Source organism: Faecalibacterium prausnitzii (assembly GCF_049532945.1).
In the GTDB taxonomy this organism is placed as follows: domain Bacteria; phylum Bacillota; class Clostridia; order Oscillospirales; family Ruminococcaceae; genus Faecalibacterium; species Faecalibacterium prausnitzii_N.
This window is the reverse complement of sequence record NZ_CP186691.1, coordinates 793473-808342: the sequence shown is the minus strand read 5'-3', so window position 1 is coordinate 808342 and position 14870 is coordinate 793473. Positions and strand designations below refer to the sequence as shown.

Annotated in this window: 14 protein-coding genes; 12 read left to right on the top strand and 2 right to left on the bottom strand. The window is 61.1% G+C overall.

Annotated features, from left to right (window positions below; genetic code table 11):
* Nucleotides 1–34: 34 nt before the first annotated feature.
* A complete protein-coding gene (malQ, locus tag ACNQFG_RS04045; protein ID WP_423406097.1) occupies nucleotides 35–1576 on the bottom strand; it encodes a 4-alpha-glucanotransferase in 1542 nt (513 codons plus the stop codon).
* 246 nt (nucleotides 1577–1822) lie between these two features.
* Between malQ and ACNQFG_RS04040 the strand changes: the two genes are divergently transcribed.
* Genes ACNQFG_RS04040 through ACNQFG_RS04025 form a run of 4 tightly spaced genes read left to right on the top strand, consistent with a single transcriptional unit; the run spans nucleotide 1823 to nucleotide 5009 of the window.
* Nucleotides 1823–3010: an alanyl-tRNA editing protein gene (locus tag ACNQFG_RS04040; protein WP_423406096.1), complete on the top strand. Its 1188-nt coding sequence runs from the start codon at nucleotides 1823–1825 to the stop codon at nucleotides 3008–3010.
* Complete coding sequence (gene trmB, locus ACNQFG_RS04035; RefSeq protein ID WP_423406095.1) at nucleotides 3007–3777, top strand: tRNA (guanosine(46)-N7)-methyltransferase TrmB; 771 nt, start codon at nucleotides 3007–3009, stop codon at nucleotides 3775–3777. The genes ACNQFG_RS04040 and trmB overlap by 4 nt, the downstream gene beginning before the upstream one ends.
* Nucleotides 3770–3949: a DUF6472 family protein gene (locus ACNQFG_RS04030; protein WP_423406094.1), complete on the top strand. Its 180-nt coding sequence runs from the start codon at nucleotides 3770–3772 to the stop codon at nucleotides 3947–3949. The genes trmB and ACNQFG_RS04030 overlap by 8 nt, the downstream gene beginning before the upstream one ends.
* A gap of 13 nt (nucleotides 3950–3962) precedes the next feature.
* Nucleotides 3963–5009, top strand: coding sequence for a putative ABC transporter permease (locus tag ACNQFG_RS04025; RefSeq protein WP_423406093.1), 1047 nt, complete (start codon nucleotides 3963–3965; stop codon nucleotides 5007–5009).
* 56 nt (nucleotides 5010–5065) lie between these two features.
* On the opposite strand, the gene ACNQFG_RS04020 is transcribed toward ACNQFG_RS04025, so the two are convergent.
* The gene (locus ACNQFG_RS04020; RefSeq protein WP_423406092.1) at nucleotides 5066–5986 is read right to left on the bottom strand and encodes a nucleotidyltransferase family protein; all 921 of its coding nucleotides are present in this window, start codon (nucleotides 5984–5986) and stop codon (nucleotides 5066–5068) included.
* A gap of 165 nt (nucleotides 5987–6151) precedes the next feature.
* On the opposite strand from ACNQFG_RS04020, the gene ACNQFG_RS04015 reads away from it, so the two are divergent.
* The 8 genes from ACNQFG_RS04015 to thrS all read left to right on the top strand — a co-directional run bounded on the left by ACNQFG_RS04015 (nucleotide 6152) and on the right by thrS (nucleotide 14834).
* Entirely contained in the window at nucleotides 6152–7144 is a 993-nt protein-coding gene (locus ACNQFG_RS04015; RefSeq protein WP_423406091.1) for an aldo/keto reductase, read from the top strand.
* A 15-nt stretch (nucleotides 7145–7159) separates the two neighbouring features.
* Complete coding sequence (locus ACNQFG_RS04010) at nucleotides 7160–7939, top strand: SDR family NAD(P)-dependent oxidoreductase (protein ID WP_423406090.1); 780 nt, start codon at nucleotides 7160–7162, stop codon at nucleotides 7937–7939.
* Nucleotides 7940–8045: 106 nt separating this feature from the next.
* Nucleotides 8046–8681: an RpiB/LacA/LacB family sugar-phosphate isomerase gene (locus ACNQFG_RS04005; protein ID WP_005938339.1), complete on the top strand. Its 636-nt coding sequence runs from the start codon at nucleotides 8046–8048 to the stop codon at nucleotides 8679–8681.
* 21 nt (nucleotides 8682–8702) lie between these two features.
* A complete protein-coding gene (locus ACNQFG_RS04000; protein WP_097793029.1) occupies nucleotides 8703–9071 on the top strand; it encodes a DUF1622 domain-containing protein in 369 nt (122 codons plus the stop codon).
* Nucleotides 9072–9405: 334 nt separating this feature from the next.
* The gene (locus tag ACNQFG_RS03995) at nucleotides 9406–11151 is read left to right on the top strand and encodes an ammonium transporter (protein ID WP_423406089.1); all 1746 of its coding nucleotides are present in this window, start codon (nucleotides 9406–9408) and stop codon (nucleotides 11149–11151) included.
* A gap of 254 nt (nucleotides 11152–11405) precedes the next feature.
* Nucleotides 11406–12683 (top strand): chloride channel protein, encoded by a 1278-nt coding sequence (locus tag ACNQFG_RS03990; protein ID WP_423406088.1) that lies wholly within the window; start codon nucleotides 11406–11408, stop codon nucleotides 12681–12683.
* A complete protein-coding gene (locus ACNQFG_RS03985) occupies nucleotides 12680–13060 on the top strand; it encodes a hypothetical protein (protein WP_423406087.1) in 381 nt (126 codons plus the stop codon). The genes ACNQFG_RS03990 and ACNQFG_RS03985 overlap by 4 nt, the downstream gene beginning before the upstream one ends.
* Nucleotides 13044–14834, top strand: a complete 1791-nt coding sequence (gene thrS / locus ACNQFG_RS03980; RefSeq protein ID WP_423406086.1) for a threonine--tRNA ligase — start codon at nucleotides 13044–13046, stop codon at nucleotides 14832–14834. The genes ACNQFG_RS03985 and thrS overlap by 17 nt, the downstream gene beginning before the upstream one ends.
* Nucleotides 14835–14870 lie beyond the last annotated feature (36 nt).

The window sequence follows — 14870 nt, the reverse complement described above, 5'->3', positions numbered from 1 at the left end:
TCAATCTGCTAACGTTCTCCCGGTTTTTCCGGTTTTATGCACGGCAGACTGCCTCGCACTCGCCCAGGATCTCTTTGGCCAGCTTCTTTGTGCCGAAGCCCTCGGCAGCGCGCCAGGTCCAGTTGCCGCCCAGACGGCCAGGCGTGTTCAGGTGGCCTTCCTCGCCCAGGCCAAGCCAGTCGGCCATGGGAATGATGGCGCGTTCGGAGGCCGAACCCAGCGCTGCGCGCAGCAGGGCCACGCGGGCCGCATCGGTCTTGACGGCGGCGACCTCTTTGGCCGTGGGGTGGCTGGGGGTCAGATGCAGGTAGGCACAAGCCATGGCCTTTTCCTTCTCAGCCGCACCGATCTCCCACCAGTCGGTCAGGGTGGTGTTATCGTGGGTGCCGGGATACACTACGCTGTTCTTGATGTAGTTGTGGGGCAGATACTCGTTGTCCCCGCCGCTAAAGGCGAACTGCAGCACCTTCATGCCGGGGAAGCCGCTCTCCGCCAGCAGCTCGCGGACGCTGTCCACGATGTCGCCCAGATCCTCGGCAATGATGGGCAGCTTGCCAAGGGCAGCTTCCAGCGCATCGAACAGCTCCATTCCGGGGCCGTTCTCCCACTTGCCGGTGCGGGCGGTGGTGCTGTCCGCCGGGATGGCCCAGTAGGTATCGAAGCCGCGGAAGTGGTCGATGCGCAGCAGGTCGTAGATGCCCAGTGCGTGGCGCACCCGCTCGATCCACCAGGCATAGCCGGTCTCGCGGTGATACGGCCAGTTGTACAGCGGGTTGCCCCACAGCTGACCGTCTGCAGAGAAGTAATCCGGCGGGCAGCCCGCCACACGGGCAAAGCCGCCGTCGGCGTCCAGCTCAAACAGCGCGCCGCCCACCCATGCATCCACCGAGTCGGCAGAGACGTAGATGGGGATGTCGCCCAGGATTTGGATGCCCTTGGCGTTGGCATAGGCTTTCAGCTTCTTCCACTGGATGGCGAACTCATACTGCAAAAACTTCCAGAAGCCGATCTCTTCCTCGTGCTCCGCACGGAACTCGGCCAGTGCATGGCCATCCCGCATCCGGTACGCACGGGGCCACTCGGTCCAGCTCTTCATCTGGTTGGCGGTCTTCAGAGCCATGTACAGTGCATAGTCCTCCAGCCAGCTCTCGTTTTCCAGCGTGAAGGCATAGTAGGCATCCGGGTAGTAGTGGGCACAGCCGTGCAGCCCTTCGCACTGCCTGCGCCAGGCCGCGTAGGCCGCGCGCAGGATCTTGTAGCGGCTGGTGTACAGGGTGCCGTAATCCACCTGAAGCGGGTCTTCGCCCCAGGATTCCGCCTTGAGCTGGGCGGCGGTGAGCAGGCCCTCTTCCTTCAAAGCGTCGAGGTCGATAAAATAGGGGTTGCCCGCAAAGGCCGAGCAGCTCTGATAGGGGCTGTCACCGTAGCCGGTGGGACTGAGCGGCAGGATCTGCCAGATCTTCTGGCCCGCTTGTGCCAGAAAATCCACAAACTTGAATGCTTCCTTGCCAAAGCAGCCAATACCGTAAGGGCCGGGCAGGCTGGACACCGGCATCAGGATTCCACTTTCACGCATGCTATTACCTTCCTCATTTCGTTCGGATTTCGGTTATTTCCTATCATAACATATCCGCAGACTATTTTCCACAGGCAAAAAACGTGGTATACTTGTTTCTATCAAATAAAACCCTCTCCGTCAGCGCTCACGCGCTGCCACCTCTCCCGAAGGGCGAGGTCTTGGCATAATCTCAAAAACGGCCAAAAGCTCCCCCTTTGGGGGAGCTGGCGAGCGAAGCGAGACTGAGAGGGTCAGGAGGACACCATGCAATCCACTCAAAAATATTACGAGGCCGATGCCTACCGCACCGAGGCGGCAGGGCGCATCCTCGCGGCCGAGCCAGACGGCAGCGGCGGCGGAAAGATCGCGCTGGACGGCACGGTGTTCTACCCGGAGGGCGGCGGTCAGCCTGCCGACCGGGGCACCCTGACCCTGCCGGATGGCACGGTGCTGCACGTCACCGACGTCCACGAGCAGGGCGGCGTCATCTGGCACACCATAGATGATCTGCCCGAAGCCGCCGCCCCCGGCACCGAAGTGCAGGAGGCCCTTGACTGGGCCTGGCGGTTTGACAAAATGCAGCAGCACACCGGTGAGCACATCCTTTCCGGCATCCTGCACCAGATGTTCGGGGCCGAGAACGTGGGCTTCCACATCGGTTCCGAGGCTGTGCGCATGGACACCAGCGTGCCCATTTCTGCCGAGGGCCTGCAGGCAGCCGAGCTTGCCGCCAACCGCATCGTGTGGCAGGATGTGCCGGTGCTGGTCAGCTACCCCACCCGGGAGGAGCTTGCCGCCCTTGTCTACCGCTCCAAAAAGGAGATCGAAGGGCAGGTGCGCATCGTGACCATTCCCGGTGCGGATGTCTGCGCCTGCTGCGGCACCCACACCCGCACCACCGGACAGGTGGGGCAGATCAAAATTCTGGCCAGCGAGAACTACAAGGGCGGCGTGCGGCTGAGCGTGGTGTGCGGCCAGCGGGCATTGCTTGCTGCACAGGCTATGCGCCAGCGGCAGGCAGAGATCGGTGCCCTGCTCAGCGCCAAGCCCAGCGAGACGGCCCACGCCGTCCACCGCGTCTTCGACGAGTACACGGCCCTGAAATTTGCCCACTTCGGGCTTTGCAGCCAGCTCTTTGAGGCGCTGGCCGCACAGACCGCCCCCGGCGAAGACGCCATCCGCACAGTGCCCGGCCTTGACCCGGACGGCCTGCACCGGCTGGCGGTGCGCCTGACCGAAGCCACCACCGGTCTCTGCGCCGCCCTGACCCCCACCGAAAAGGGCACCGGCTACTGCATTGCGCAGGCAGACGGCGATGTGCGCGCCCTGACCAAAGCCCTGAACGCCGCCCTGAACGGACGCGGCGGCGGCAAGCCCGGCATCTGTCAGGGCAGCTGCGCCGCTGCACCGGAACAAGTTGAACGATTTTTGAAGGAGAACAACAAACTATGAGAATGCGTTTCAAACCCTATGCCCACGACGAGCTGATGGCAGCCGACTTCCATGTGCACGAGCCGCTGATCTGGGGCGGCAGGTGGCACGCCCAGTACGCCCGCCCGGAGCAGCCCTTTGTGCTGGAACTGGGCTGCGGCAAGGGCGGCTTCATCTCCCAGTTGGCCTGCGCCCACCCGGAAAACAACTATCTGGGCATCGATATCACCGATAAGGTGCTCATCCTCGCCAAGCGCAAGATCGAAGCCGCCTATCAGGCTGCAGGCCGCCCCATCGACAACGTGAAGATCATGAGCACCGACATCGAGCGCATCAAAGGGGTCATTACCGCCGAGGATACGGTCAGCCGCATCTACATCAACTTCTGCAATCCGTGGAGCAAGAACGGCTCTTCCCACAAGCACCGCCTCACCTACCCGCGCCAGCTCATCAACTACCGTGAGTTCCTCAAGGACGGCGGCGAGATCTACTTCAAGACCGACGACGATGATCTGTTCCGCGACAGTCTGGAATACTTCCCCGCTTCCGGCTACGACATCGAGTGGATGACCTTTGACCTCCATGAGAACGAGCCGGAGTGGAACATCCGCACCGAACACGAGGGCATGTTCACCGAAATGGGCATCAAGATCAAGGCCCTGATCGCCCGGAAGCTGCCCGGCGACGAGACCGTGACCTGGATCGAGCCGAAGGTGCTCAAAAAGATGGCGGCTGCCGAAGCCGCTGCCGCCGAGGCCGCTGCCCACGGGGAGACCGCCGATGCGTGACCCCTGTGAGCTGTGCGTGAACAATGTCCCGGACGAATACGGCACCTGTTATTGTGCACAGGGCGCCGCACTCGACGAGGACGAGATGGCCCGCTATCTTTCCCGCAGCACGGCCGCCTGCCCATTCTTTGAGCCGGGCGATGAATACAGCATCGTCCGGAAACAGAATTAACGGAGGTGTTCCCTTGCTTTCTTTTTTCGTTGATACCACCGTCTGCGGCTTTTCGCTGTATCAGATCTTTGCTTACTTTCTCATCTACTCCTGCCTCGGCTGGTGTCTGGAGGTCATCTTTGCCGCCGCCACCACCGGTCAGCTGGTGAACCGCGGCTTTCTCAACGGCCCGGTGTGCCCCATTTACGGCTTCGGCATGGTCATCGTGCTGTTCGCCCTGACCCCTTTGCAGAACAGCGTCCTGCTGCTGTACATCGGCGGTGTCATCCTGCCCAGTGCGCTGGAACTGGTAGGCGGCTGGGCACTGTATAAGCTTTATCACACCCGCTGGTGGGACTACAGCGACTTTCCCTTCAACATTGGCGGCTACATCTGTCTGGAATTCAGCCTGCTGTGGGGCGTGGGCACCCTCATCGTGATGAAGCTCGTCCACCCCATCATCGCCGATACGGTGGCCCTCATCCCGCCGCTGGTAGGCCTCATCCTGATGTTCCTGCTCTACGCCATCTATGCCGCTGACACCATCGCCACCGCCTTTGCTGCGTCCGACCTGGCCCGCGACCTGGATGCGCTGGAAAAGGTGGCCGACAGTATCCATGCCGTCAGCGATGCCATGACCCAGCTGCTGGGCACCAACGCCATGGCCATGGACCAGAAGATGGACGAGAGCCGTTTGCAGCTCAAGCTTGCTGCCGCCGAGGCCCGCGACAATGCAGCCAAGCTGAACGCCCGCGAGGCAGTCGCTGCCATGCGCGCCAAGGCCGACGAGGCCATGGAGGCCGCGAAGCGGGCCTCGCAGGACGCGAAACTCAACGCCAGCGAAGCTGCCAATGCCGTCAAGCTGGCGGCCAAAGGCAGAGCCGAGCGCACGGCCGAACTGTTCCGGCTGGAACAGCTGGCCGAGGAGCTGCAGGCCCGCAGCGAGGAGCTTCGCTCCCGCACCCAGCGCGCCACCCCGCACTTCGGCAAGCACCGTATGCTCCGCGCCTTCCCCAAGCTGAAGCACGGCGAGCAGAACCGCTCGCTGGACACGCTGCGGGAACAGCTGAAGCGAAAATAAACCAAAAAATGGAGCGTTCCCCGCAAAAGGGAGCGCTCCATTTTTCATAGTCCGATTCAGTTCCAGAGGTCTTCCGGGTACAGGCCGTCCTGCGTCTTCTGCGCGATGGCGGCCACAACGGTGGGCTTGTCCTCGCGGTAGGTCACGCCGAACCACTTGTCGCGGCTGTGCAGGATCTTCACGGTCGCCTTGCCCTCGTCGATGAGCTCGCTGATGACCAGCGGCAGGAAATACTCACACTTGAGCGGGTTCTGTTCCAGATTCTCGGTCAGCCAGCCCGCAAAACGGCGCTCGGCCTCATCGAGAAAGCTCCGGCCGAAGCCCCACAGATTCATGCTGACGGGAGCGTCCAGCGGCAGGTCGGTCCAGCTTGCGCCGCCGTCCTCGGTGTAGTGGATGCCACCCTCGTATGTCTCGATGCGGGTGCGCTCGGTGACGCTGTGCAGGGTGCCGTCCGCGTTCGCGACGCATACGCCGCGGGCCACGCTGCCATTCTCGGAGACAGTGTTCCGGAGCAGATAGCTTACCATGCAGTAGTCGTAATAGCTGCCGTCCTCGTGGGTGGACAGGTAATCATACATCACCCGGAAGGCCTCCGGGCCGTAATAATCATCGGCATTGATGACTGCAAACGGGCCGTCGATGAGGTCCTTTGCCGCCAGAACGGCGTGGCAGGTGCCCCAGGGCTTGACACGGCCCTCCGGCACGGCAAAGCCTGCGGGCAGCTCATCCAGCTGCTGGAAGGCGTATTTCACGTTCATGGCCTTGGATACACGCTCGCCGATGGCTGCCTTGAAAGCATCCTCGATCTCATGCTTGATAACAAAGATCACCGTCTCAAAGCCTGCGCGGCGGGCATCGTAAAGGGAATAATCCACGATCACCTGACCGTTCGGCCCCACCGGGTCGATCTGCTTCATGCCGCCGTAGCGGCTGCCCATGCCAGCCGCCATGACCACCAGTACCGGTTTGTTCATGTTCTGATACCTCCTGCGCAGTGCGCGTTTTCTGCCTTTATTATACTCCAAACGGCAGGCGTCAACAAGTGCCGTTCTGCATCGTGCGGGAACCCATGGATTCTGCCGCTCCAATGTGTTAAAATAATGGCAGATCAGATCACGAATCGGAAGGGAGTTTTGTTCATGTACACTGCATCCTCCGCCCGCTATTCCACCCTGCCCTACCACCGCTGCGGTCAGAGCGGCCTGCTGCTGCCCGCCGTGTCGCTGGGGTTCTGGCACAACTTCGGCGATACCGCCCATTTCGAGACCATGAAGCAACTCTGTTTCACGGCGTTCGACCACGGCATCACCCACTTTGACCTCGCCAACAACTACGGCCCCGCACCCGGCAGCGCCGAAAAAAATCTGGGCCGCATCCTGAAGGATAACTTCCGCCCCTACCGCGATGAGCTTATCATCAGCACCAAGGCCGGCTATGAGATGTGGGACGGCCCCTACGGCAACTGGGGCAGCCGGAAGTATCTGCTGGCCAGCCTGGACCAGAGCCTGGAGCGGCTGGGGCTGGACTATGTGGACATTTTCTACCACCACCGCATGGACCCCAACACCCCGCTGGAAGAGACCATGGGTGCGCTGGAACAGGCCGTGCGCAGCGGCAAGGCACTGTATGCGGGCCTGTCGAACTACGACGGCCCCACGCTGGAAAAGGCCTGCGCCATTCTCACCGAGCGGCATGTGCCCTTCGTCCTCAACCAGAACCGCTACTCCATCTTTGACCGCACCATCGAGAAGAACGGCCTGAAGGAGACGGCCAACCGTCTGGGCAAGGGCATCATCGCGTTCAGCCCGCTGGCACAAGGCCTGCTGACCGACCGCTACCTGCACGGCATCCCCGAAGACAGCCGCATCCGCACCGACGGCCGCTTTCTGAAGGAATCCACCCTCACCGAGGAGAAGCTGGAGCAGATCCGTGCCCTGAACGCCATCGCCGCTGCCCGCGGCCAGACGCTGGCCGAAATGGCACTGGCCTGGATTCTGAAGGACGGCCAGGTCACAAGTGTGCTCATCGGCGCATCCCGCCCGGAGCAGATCTTAGACGACCTCAAGGCGCTGGACAACACCACCTTCACCCCCGACGAGCTGCGCGCCATCGACGCAGCTTCGGGCTTCTGAGAAAGGACAAGTCCTATGAACAAGAAAACAGTCTGGATCACCGGCGCTTCTTCCGGCATCGGGCAGGAGTTCGCCCGCCAGTACGCGCGGCTGGGCTGCCGGCTCATCCTGACCGCCCGCCGCACCGACCGGCTGGAAGCGCTGGCCGAGGAGCTGCAAAACCGCTATCATGTGCCCTGCCGCGTCCTCCCCGCCGACCTGGAACGCGACGTTGACTGCGAGGCCCTGTGCACCGTACTGGCCGCTGAGCGCATCGACCTCTTCATCAACAACGCGGGCTTCGGCACCTGCGGTTGCTTCCTCGACACCGACCCGGAAAAGGAGCTTTCCATGCTGCGGGTCAACGTTCTCGCCATGCACCGGCTGTTCAAGTTCGTGCTCAAGAAGATGGACCGGCAGGGTTCCGGCACCATCCTGAACGTGGCATCCTCGGCGGGGCTGCTGCCCGGCGGGCCCTATATGGCGGGCTACTATGCCAGCAAGGCCTATGTGGTCAGCCTGACCCGGGGCGTTGCCCGGGAGCTGCAGGAGCTGCACAGCCCGGTCTACGTGTGTGCGCTCTGCCCGGGGCCGGTGGATACCGAGTTCAACGACCGGGCGGGGGTGGTGTTTGCCCTCAAGGGCATCACGCCGGAGTTCTGCGTACAGGAAGCCATGCACGGCATGATGCACCGCAGGACCATCATCGTGCCCTCGGCCCTGATGCGGGCCGCCACCACGGCCCAGAAGCTCGTGCCCGCCCCGCTGCTCATGCCCATCCTCGCCCGGCAGCAGAAGCGGAAGCTGGGCCGGTGATTGACTTTTATCCGCCAGCACGATACACTAACGTCAGACACGCACCGCCTTCCGCATATTTTTGGACGGCGGTGGAACATCATGCTATTGCAGGAGGAATTTTTCCATGAAGATCGCACTCATCAACGAGAACAGTCAGGCCGCCAAGAACGGCATCATTGAAACTGCCCTGAAAAAGGTGGTGGAGCCCATGGGCCACGAGGTGGTCAACTACGGCATGTACGCTGCCGACGATGCTGCCCAGCTGACCTATGTGCAGTGTGGCATTCTGGCTGCCATCCTGCTGAACAGCGGCGCAGCCGATTACGTCATCACCGGCTGCGGCACCGGCGAGGGTGCCATGCTGGCACTGAACAGCTTCCCCGGCGTGATCTGCGGCCATGTGGAGGACCCTGTGGATGCCTACACCTTTGCCCACGTGAACGACGGCAACGCCGTTGCCATGCCGTTTGCCAAGGGCTTCGGCTGGGGCGGTGAGCTGAACCTTGAGTACTGCTTCGAGAAACTGTTCGGCTTCGGCCACGGTCAGGGCTACCCCAAGGAGCGCGTGGAGCCTGAGCAGCGCAACAAGAAGATCCTGGACGGCGTGCGTGCCGCTACCTTCAAGCCGCTGATCGAGTGCCTGAAGAGCATCGATCAGGACCTGCTGAAGGGCGCTGTGGCCGGTGCAAAGTTCAGTGAGCTGTTCTTCGCCTCCTGCAAGGACGAGGAGCTGGCAGCATACGTCAAGACGCTGCTGTAATTTTTGCCAAGGAGACGCACGATGAGCGCTTTGTATCACTTCAACGCAGCCGCTTCGGAGGTCCTGGAGCTGTTTCTGGAATCCGCCGTGCCCATGATCGCCGGGCTGGCGGAGGTCATCGGTCTGTTCATCATCGTCACCAGTCTGGTGCGGGCGACCTACCATTACATCCGCGCCTTCTTCTTCCACGACCGGTACGATTTCCACCACGAGATGAGCAGCGGCCTGACCACGGCGCTGGAATTCCTGATGTCGGCGGAGATCGCAAAGACCTTCCTTTTGCAGAATCTGGAGTCGGTGGTGCCGCTGGCTGCCACCTTCGCGCTGCGGGCTTTGATGAGCCTGCTGCTGCACGTCGAGATGCGGGGCCAGCATAAGACGGAGGAATGACCCACCCGCCGCCGGGCCGCGGCTTCGTCCAAACTTTTCCGGTCCATTTCCCACCCGGATTGTGAAAAACGTAAAAAATACGGTCTGACACTTGACACTTTGACCAAAACGCTCTATACTCTTGCCATCGAAAGCAAAGGCGCTGACGGAATTGATTCCGCCAGCGCCTTTTGTGTTTTCGGCAGAAGTTCGGACTTCTGTGCTTCCGGGGGAAGATCGAGGGCCTCCGGAGGGGAAGATCCGCGCTGCCGCGCAGATAGAGGGGCGCAGCAGCCGGAGTACGCAAGGCCGGTTCTGGTGGCCGGCCGCACAACAAATGGGGAGGTATCCAGTTATGTTCCGTTCCGTAGACACCTGCTGGGTGTTGGTGGCCGCGTTCCTCGTCTACTTTATGCAGGCGGGCTTCGCCTTGTGCGAAGCCGGTTTCACCCGTGCCAAGAACACCGGTAATATTCTGATGAAGAATATGATGGACTTCTGCATCGGCACCCCGTGTTACTGGATCATCGGCTTTGGCCTGATGTTCGGCGGCACCGGCGCACTGATCGGCGGCTTCGACCCGTTCATTCAGGGCGATTACAGCCATCTGGGCCTGGATATCCCGCTGTGGGTCTACATCGTGTTCCAGACCGTGTTCTGCGCAACGGCTGCCACCATCGTTTCCGGCTCCATGGCCGAGCGCACCAACTTCAAGGCTTACTGCGTTTATTCTGCTGCGATCTCGCTGGTGGTCTATCCCATCTGCGGCCACTGGATGTGGGGCGGCGGCTGGCTGCAGAGCATGGGCTTTCATGACTTTGCAGGCTCTGCAGCAGTCCACAATGTGGGCGGTGTCATCGCTCTGCTGGGCGCATGGATGCTGGGTCCCCGCATCGGCAAGTACGACAAGAACGGCAAGCCTCACGCCATTCCCGGCCACAACCTGACCGCCGGTGCTCTGGGCGTGTTCATCCTGTGGTTCTGCTGGTTCGGCTTCAACGGCGGCTCCTCTCTGAGCCTTGCCACCGACGAGGCCATGACCATGACCGGTCTGGTCTGCTTCAACACCAACCTTGCTGCAGCCGTTGCCACCTGTGTGACCATGATTTTCACCTGGCTGCGCTACGGCAAGCCCGATGTCTCCATGACCCTGAACGGTTCTCTGGCCGGTCTGGTGGCGATCACTGCAGGCTGCGATACCGTTTCTCCCTTCGGCGCATTCTTCATCGGCTTTGTGGCCGGCTTGCTCGTTGTTCTGAGCGTTGAGTTCTTCGATAACATCGCCAAGGTGGATGACCCTGTTGGTGCAGTTTCCGTCCACTTTGCAAACGGCGTGTGGGGCACCATTGCGGTGGGCCTGTTCTCCACCGGTGCCAACACTGAGCACGCAGGTCTCTTCTACGGCGGCGGTCTGGCACAGCTGGGCACCCAGCTGCTGGGCCTCGTTACCGTTGACATCTACGTTGTCGTTGTGATGTTCATTATCTTCAAGCTCATCGATAAGTTCATCGGCCTGCGCGTTCCCGCAGAGGTGGAGATCGACGGTCTGGATATCCACGAGCATGGTCTGGCATCCGCTTACGCTGGTTTCTCCATCTCCGATGCAAACTCTGCTGCCATGGTGCCCAACGAGAACACCGACCTCGGCGAGGACGATGTGACCAAGGCCACCGACAAGCAGATCAGCGCTGCCGTTCCTGTGGTGCGCGAGCCTTCGCCCGTGATCCACGATGGCGTGTACGACACCGGTATGCACAAGGTGTCCATCATTGCAAAGCTTTCCAAGTTCGATCAGCTCAAGACTGCCCTCAACGATCTGGGCGTTACCGGCATGACCGTCACGCAGGTGATGGGCTGCGGCATCCAGAAGGGCACTTCCGAAAAGTACCGCGGCGTGCCTGTGGATACCACCCTGCTGCCCAAGATCAAGGTGGAGGTGATCGTCTCCAAGATCAGCGTGGACGCTGTGGTGGAAGCCGCCAAGAAGGCACTGTACACCGGACACATCGGCGACGGCAAGATCTTTGTTTACAATGTGACCCGCGTGGTCAAGATCCGCACCGGCGAAGAGGACTTTGCCGCCCTGCAGGATGTGGAGTAAGTTCCACGCTCTCTTTTCTCCGCTGTCCCCGCTTTTTGAAAGCGTGTGATAGATAATTGTTCTCCTTTTTCTCCTTTTCCTTTTTTCTGATCCAAACAGCAAAAACGATCCCCGGTTCCTTCCGCACAAGGGAGCCGGGGACCGTTTTCGTCTGCGCCGCTTTTTGGGTTGACAACCCCGTCCCGCTGTGTTATGTTGGAGCGGTCTCGAAACACATCATGGACCAGACGTCAACGATACAGGAGTTTTCTTCTATGAACAATTTTGATACGTTCCAACGCGAAGCCAAAGCCGCCCTCCGGGTGGCGCTGCAATGGTTTTTTCTGGCGATCCCCACGGGCCTGGTCTGCGGGCTGGTGGGCACCCTGTTCCACCTTTCCGTCGAGTGCGTCACCGAGCTGCGGGCCGCACAGCCCTGGCTGCTCTTCCTGCTGCCCGCAGCGGGCCTGCTCATCACCGCACTGTACAAGATCACGAAGTGCGAGGGCGTGGGCACCAACAATGTCATCCGCGCCGTGCAGAGCGGCGAACCGGTCAGCATCCTGCTGGTCCCGGCCATCTTTCTGGGCACTGTGCTCACCCATCTGTGCGGCGGCTCGGCCGGCCGCGAGGGCGCAGCGCTGCAGATGGGCGGCAGCATCGGCTGGAACCTCGGCACCCTGCTGCACCTCAAAGACTACGACCGCCGCACCGCCACCATCAGCGGCATGGCCGCGTTCTTCTCGGCCCTGTTCGGCACCCCGCTGGCCGCGGCCCTCTTTGCCATGACCATCGAGGATGTGGGCCTGACCTTCACCTCTGCTTTTGTCCCGGCCTTCACCTCAGCCCTCATCGCCTACGGCTGCTCGCTGACCTTCGGCATCGCGCCCACCCGCTTTGCGCTCACCGCACCGGAACTGACGGTCTGGAATGCCTTCCTCATCATCCTGCTGGGCGTGGCCTGCGCGGCCGTCTCCCGGCTCTTCTGCGGCACGCTCCACTTCATGGAGCACACCGTGCCCAAGCGCATCCCGAACCCCTGGGTGCGGGTCCTGGCCGGCAGTGTGCTGGTCATTGGCTTCTCGTATCTCTTCGGCGTGGGGCGCTACAACGGCGCCGGCATGAACGTCATCACCGCTGCCGTGGAGCAGGGCCAGGCCCTGCCCTGGGATTTTCTGTGCAAGATCTTCCTCACCGCGCTGACCCTCTCCTGCGGGTTCAAGGGCGGCGAGGTCGTGCCCAGCTTCTTTGTAGGGGCCACCTTTGGCTGCGCATTCGGCCCGCTGCTGGGCCTGCCCGCCGGGTTCGCGGCCGCCGTGGGCCTCGTGTCCGTCTTCTGCGGTGCCACCAACGCCCTCATTCCCTCCATCCTGCTGGGCTTTGAGCTGTTCGGCGGGGCCGGGCTGGAGCTCATCGCGCTGGGCTGCGGCATCTGCTACATGCTCTCCGGCCACCACGGCCTTTACAGCAGCCAGACCTTCGTCACCAACAAGCTTCGCGCGGAGTATATGTCCCATAAGTGGCGTGTACGAGTGAAAAAAGGGGAAGAATGATCTTCCAGCCCTTGATTTTTCCCGAACGTCGTGCTACAATCAGCGTAGTTTCATCCTGTAAAAGCGATGATGCGGACAAACCGAAGTCCCGCCCCCTGCGTTGCAGAGAAGGCCGCCGCTCTGTTCAGAGTGTGCTGCAAGCGGCCCAGCGCACCCGGAGCTTCTACCACCGCAGAGCGCAGAGGAGAACCTCTGCCGGGTGCGCCCGTTACAGCACAGCGAGTGGCGTGCAGAAAAGCACGCAATTCGGGTGGAACCGTGGAACGTTTCTGATTTTTTCAGGCGCTTCATCCCGTGTATTGCTGCGGGGTGAAGCGCTTTTTGTTTTTCATTCTTTTCAGGTTCAAAAGGAGATTCATTATGAAGATCATCTATAAGGACGGTCATGTGGACGAGTGCCCGCAGGATCAGGAACTGCACGTTATCCGCCACACCGCAGCCCACATCATGGCGCAGGCCATCAAGCGCCTGTATCCGCAGGCTGATTTCGCCTTCGGCCCTGCCACCGAGAACGGCTTCTACTACGACGTCGATCTGGGCGACCAGAAGCTCAGCGACGAGGATCTGGCAAACATCGAGAAAGAGATGCGCAAGATCGTCAAGGAGAACCTGCCCATCAAGCCCTTCATCCTGCCCCGCGCCGAGGCCGTGAAGCTGATGGAAGAGCGCAAGGAAAACTACAAGATCGAGCACATGGCGGATCTGGCCGATGAGACCGAGTTCAGCTTCTTCCAGCAGGGCGAGTACGTGGATATGTGCATCGGACCCCACCTGACCTACACCAAGGCGCTGAAGGCCTTCAAGATCACCCAGCAGTCCGGCGCATACTGGAAGAACGACAAGGAAAACAAGATGCTCACCCGCATCAATGGCGTGGCCTTCCGCAATCAGGAAGAGCTGGACGCATGGGAGAAGGAGCAGCAGGAGGCCCGTGAGCGCGATCACCGCAAGATCGGCAAGGAAATGGGCCTGTTCATGACCGACGATCTGGTTGGCCGCGGCCTGCCCATGTTCCTGCCCGCAGGCTACACCGTCTGGCAGGAGCTGGAGAACTATATCAAGGAGAAGGAGCGTGCACGCGGCTACCTGCACGTTATGACTCCCTGCATCGGCACTGTGAACCTGTATAAGACCTCCGGTCACTGGGATCACTACCGTGAGAACATGTTCCCCGCCATGGAGATGGAGGGCGAGAGCTATGTTCTGCGCCCGATGAACTGCCCCCACCACATGATGATCTACGCAAATCGTCCCCATTCTTACCGTGACCTGCCCATGCGCATCGGTGAGATCGCCCACGATTTCCGTTACGAGTCCTCCGGCACCCTGAAGGGCATCGAGCGCGGCCGTCACTTCTGCCAGAACGATGCTCACCTGTTCTGCACCCCGGAGCAGATCAAGAGCGAGGTCGCAAACGTGTGCGACCTGATCTTTGAGGTGTACAAGGACTTCAACATTACCGATTACCGCTGCGTGCTGAGCCTGCGTGATCCTGCCGATAAGAAGAAGTACCACGACGATGATGCCATGTGGAACCATGCAGAGCAGGCCCTGCGCGAAGTGCTGACCGAGCTGGGCATCCACTTCACCGAGGAGATCGGCGAGGCTGCCTTCTACGGCCCCAAGCTGGACGTGAACGTCAAGCCCGCCGTGGGTGCCGAGTACACCCTGTCCACCTGCCAGCTGGACTTCTGCCTGCCCGCAAAGTTCCACCTGACCTACGTGGACAAGGACGGCACCGAAAAGACCCCCGTGGTGCTGCACCGCGCCATCCTGGGCTCTCTGGACCGCTTCATGGCTTACCTGATCGAAGAGACCAAGGGCAAGTTCCCCACCTGGCTGGCTCCCACGCAGGTCAAGGTGCTGCCCGTCTCCGAAAAGACGCTGGACTACGCCGAGGGCGTGACCGAAAAGCTGGTGGAAGCCGGTGTCCGTGTTGTGCTGGACGACGACAACCAGAAGATCGGCTACAAGATCCGCGAGGCACAGCAGGTGGACCGTGTGCCTTATATGCTGGTTCTGGGTGCCAAGGAAGCCGAGGCAGGCAACATCTCGGTGCGTGACCGCAAGGGCGAGACCACCACGATGGAGCTGGATGCATTCATCGCAAAGGTGACCGACGAAATCAAGAACCGCACCTACAATGCCTGAGTTCTGAACAAAACCTATAAAGGGAGACCGCTTCTA

Bases quoted from the DNA above. Each gene is read 5' to 3' on its own strand.
- malQ (WP_423406097.1), bottom strand. From the start codon at position 1,576: ATGCGTGAAAGTGGAATCCTGATGCCGGTGTCCAGCCTGCCCGGCCCT.
- ACNQFG_RS04040 (WP_423406096.1), top strand. From the start codon at position 1,823: ATGCAATCCACTCAAAAATATTACGAGGCCGATGCCTACCGCACCGAG.
- trmB (WP_423406095.1), top strand. From the start codon at position 3,007: ATGAGAATGCGTTTCAAACCCTATGCCCACGACGAGCTGATGGCAGCC.
- ACNQFG_RS04030 (WP_423406094.1), top strand. From the start codon at position 3,770: ATGCGTGACCCCTGTGAGCTGTGCGTGAACAATGTCCCGGACGAATAC.
- ACNQFG_RS04020 (WP_423406092.1), bottom strand. From the start codon at position 5,986: ATGAACAAACCGGTACTGGTGGTCATGGCGGCTGGCATGGGCAGCCGC.
- ACNQFG_RS04015 (WP_423406091.1), top strand. From the start codon at position 6,152: ATGTACACTGCATCCTCCGCCCGCTATTCCACCCTGCCCTACCACCGC.
- ACNQFG_RS04010 (WP_423406090.1), top strand. From the start codon at position 7,160: ATGAACAAGAAAACAGTCTGGATCACCGGCGCTTCTTCCGGCATCGGG.
- ACNQFG_RS04005 (WP_005938339.1), top strand. From the start codon at position 8,046: ATGAAGATCGCACTCATCAACGAGAACAGTCAGGCCGCCAAGAACGGC.
- ACNQFG_RS04000 (WP_097793029.1), top strand. From the start codon at position 8,703: ATGAGCGCTTTGTATCACTTCAACGCAGCCGCTTCGGAGGTCCTGGAG.
- ACNQFG_RS03995 (WP_423406089.1), top strand. From the start codon at position 9,406: ATGTTCCGTTCCGTAGACACCTGCTGGGTGTTGGTGGCCGCGTTCCTC.
- ACNQFG_RS03990 (WP_423406088.1), top strand. From the start codon at position 11,406: ATGAACAATTTTGATACGTTCCAACGCGAAGCCAAAGCCGCCCTCCGG.
- ACNQFG_RS03985 (WP_423406087.1), top strand. From the start codon at position 12,680: ATGATCTTCCAGCCCTTGATTTTTCCCGAACGTCGTGCTACAATCAGC.
- thrS (WP_423406086.1), top strand. From the start codon at position 13,044: ATGAAGATCATCTATAAGGACGGTCATGTGGACGAGTGCCCGCAGGAT.